The following is a 2959-nucleotide window of genomic DNA, read 5'->3' on the forward strand; positions in this document are numbered from 1 at the left end:
GCGGCCGCCTCGACGAGCGCCGCGCCGCGCCGCGCGATCTCCGCGGCGTCGATCTCGGCCTCGACGTGCAGCGCGAGGACCAGCGATTGGTGTCCGTCCGGGTCGTAGGCGGGCGCGGCGATCAGGTTCACCGCGAGCGGTTCACCGGTCGGGGCCTCCTCCGGGAACAGGACGCGCTCGCCCGGACTGGACACCAGCTCCCCGAGCAGTTCGCGCAGTTCCGGCGCCAGGTCGTGCGCGACCACGCCGGCCATCAGCGCGTACAGCCGCCGCCCGCCCCGGGTGAGCGATTCGACGAGGTATCCCGTGCGCCGGCACCGATCGACCACGCGCTGCAGATGCGGGCGGTCGAGCCGTACCGGCAGGGTCGGCTCGCGGCGCAGCCATTGTTCGAGGCGCCGGTCGGTGTCCCACAGCACGTACATCAGGCCGACGGGCGGCGCGAACGGGTACACCTCCCCCACCCGCGCGCTCGCCGTCGCACCCCGGGGTCCCACCACGTCGAGCACCGCGATGCGGTCGCCGACCACGGCGGAGGCGGTGCAGGCGGCGTCGAACCGGGCGCTGAGCCGGGCGAGATGCCGGTGCGCGACCGGACCGGCCGCGAAGCCGCGCTGCGCCGCGCGCCCGGCGACGATCAGGGCGGGGCCGAGCCCGTAGGTCTTGTCGACCGGGTCGCGCATGAGATAGCCCGCGTCGGCGAGCGCGGTGAGGATGCCGAGGCAGGTGGGTTTGCTCAGGCCCAGCTCGCGGGCGAGCTCGGAGAGGCCGAACCGGACGCCGGGGTGCGCGACGAGGTGGTCGAGGACCTGCACGACCCGTTCGGTCGGCGGCGAGCGCCGGGCGGACCCGGCAGCGTCCCCGCTCGGCGCGGTGGAATCGCTGAGACGAACCATTGACCACTTCCTGTAACACGTTCTATCGTCGGTCCAACCAGACCTTACCGCAGCGGTACATATTTGGACCACAGGGAGATCGATGTGATCACCGATCCGCTCACCGCGGCGATCGCCGAGGCCGAGAAACTCGTCGCCACCGCGCCGCACGTCCGCACCGACCAGGATCTCGCCGAGGGCTACGGCTACCTCGCCGGGGGAATCGCCGCGTGCGTGCACGCCGCCTGGGCCCACAGCAGCACCCACCCGGTCCTCATCACCGGCACCGGTCCCTACACCAAGATGGGCCTGGACAACCCCGACACCCTGTACTGGGGTGCGGCCGTGCGCGACGACGCCGAGTACGTGGTCTCCGGCCGCCGCGGCACGACCTGCGACCTGAGCTTCCAGGTGCTCGCCGGCAACTACACCGACGCCGACGTGCCCGGCAACGTCACCGCCTTCGACGACCGCGCGATCCACATCGAGGACGACGGCACGTTCGAGGTGCGATTCGGCCCCGGCCCCGCCGATCCGGAGCGCAACTACTTCACCCTCGCGCCCGGATCGTCGCAGCTCGTCATCCGGGAGGTGTACAGCGACTGGTCGCAGCGACGCGGCACCGTCCGCATCGACCGGGTCGACACGCTCGGCACCCCCGCGGCCGAACCGACGCAGGAGGACGCCGTCAAACGCTACGAGCGCGCCGGACGTGCGCTCGTCTCGCGGGTGAAGACGTGGCTGCAGTTCCCCGAGTGGTTCTACCTGAAGCTGCCGGTCAACACCGTGACCGCACCGCGCCGCACCCCCGGAGGCCTGGACACGCAGTACTCGTCCGTCGGGCACTACGAACTCGCCGACGACGAGGCGATGATCCTCACCGTGCCCGCGTCCGACGCCCCCTACCTGGGGTTCCAGATCGGCAGCCTCTGGTACATCTCGCTGGACTACATCCACCACCAGACGTCGCTGAACAACACTCAGGCCCAGGTGGATCCGGACGGCAAGGTCCGCATCGTGATCTCGAACCGCAACCCCGGCATCACCAACTGGATCGAGACGCTCGGCCGCAGCCGCGGCATCCTGCAGTTCCGCTGGCAGCGCATCGACCGCGAGCTCACGTCCGCGGACGGTCCGACGGCGCAGGTGGTTCCGTTCGACAAGATCGCCGAGTCGCTGCCGTTCCACGAGTCCAACCTCATCACCCCCGAGGCGTGGTCCCGGCGGATCGCGGCGCGCCAGACCGCGATCGCCGATCGGATGCAGGCGTGAGCGCGCCGGCGGGGTTGCTGCACGACCGGGTGGTCGTGATCTCCGGCGTCGGGCCCGGCCTCGGGCGCACCCTCGCGGTCCGGTGCGCCGAACACGGAGCCGACGTCGTGCTGGCAGCCCGCACCCGCGAGCGGCTCGACGAGGTCGCCGCGGAGGTCACCGCGCTGGGCCGGCGCGCCTTGGGAGTGCCCACCGACATCACCGACGACGAGTCCGCGGCCGCATTGGTCGCCGCGGCCGCCGAGGAATTCGGCGCCGTGCACGTGCTGGTCAACAACGCCTTCTCGGTCCCGTCGATGAAGCCGTTGGCGCGCACCGACTTCCAACACATCCGGGACAGCGTGGAACTGTCCGTGCTCGGCGCGCTGCGCTTGACCCAGTTGTTCACCCCCGCCCTCGCCGAGGCGAAAGGTGCAGTGGTGAACATCAATTCGATGGTGGTGCGGCACTCCCAGGAACGGTACGGCAGTTACAAGATCGCGAAGTCGGCGTTGCTGTCGATGTCGCAGTCGCTGGCGACCGAACTCGGCCCCCAGGGAATCCGTGTCAATTCTGTTGCTCCCGGCTACATCTGGGGCCCGATTCTCCGGAGCTACTTCGAGCACCAGGCCGGTAAGTACGGCACCACCGTCGAGCAGATCTATGAGCACACCGCAGCCGCCAGCGACCTGCGTCGCCTGCCCACCACCGAGGAGATCGCCGACGCGGTGATCTTCCTGGCCTCGCCGATGGCATCGGCGATCACCGGGCAGTGCCTCGACGTCAACTGCGGCGAATTCCACCATTGAGCCGTGTGCCTTTGTGGCGGCGGG

Annotated in this window: 3 protein-coding genes; 2 read left to right on the forward strand and 1 reads right to left on the reverse strand. The window is 70.3% G+C overall.

The annotated features are described in order from the left end of the window. Positions 1-896: IclR family transcriptional regulator (locus I0Q12_RS23490; RefSeq protein ID WP_197255239.1), on the reverse strand; the 896-nt coding region annotated here is incomplete at its 3' end. A gap of 84 nt (positions 897-980) precedes the next feature. On the opposite strand from I0Q12_RS23490, the gene I0Q12_RS23495 reads away from it, so the two are divergent. Together I0Q12_RS23495 and I0Q12_RS23500 are read left to right on the forward strand one after the other, a co-directional pair. Beyond that, positions 981-2147 (forward strand): hypothetical protein, encoded by a 1167-nt coding sequence (locus I0Q12_RS23495; protein ID WP_197255241.1) that lies wholly within the window; start codon positions 981-983, stop codon positions 2145-2147. Next, positions 2144-2935, forward strand: coding sequence for an SDR family oxidoreductase (locus I0Q12_RS23500; protein WP_197255243.1), 792 nt, complete (start codon positions 2144-2146; stop codon positions 2933-2935). Before I0Q12_RS23495 ends, I0Q12_RS23500 begins: the two co-directional genes overlap by 4 nt. The last annotated feature ends 24 nt before the right edge of the window (positions 2936-2959 follow it).

This window comes from Rhodococcus sp. CX, from assembly GCF_015865005.1.
GTDB lineage: Bacteria > Actinomycetota > Actinomycetes > Mycobacteriales > Mycobacteriaceae > Rhodococcus.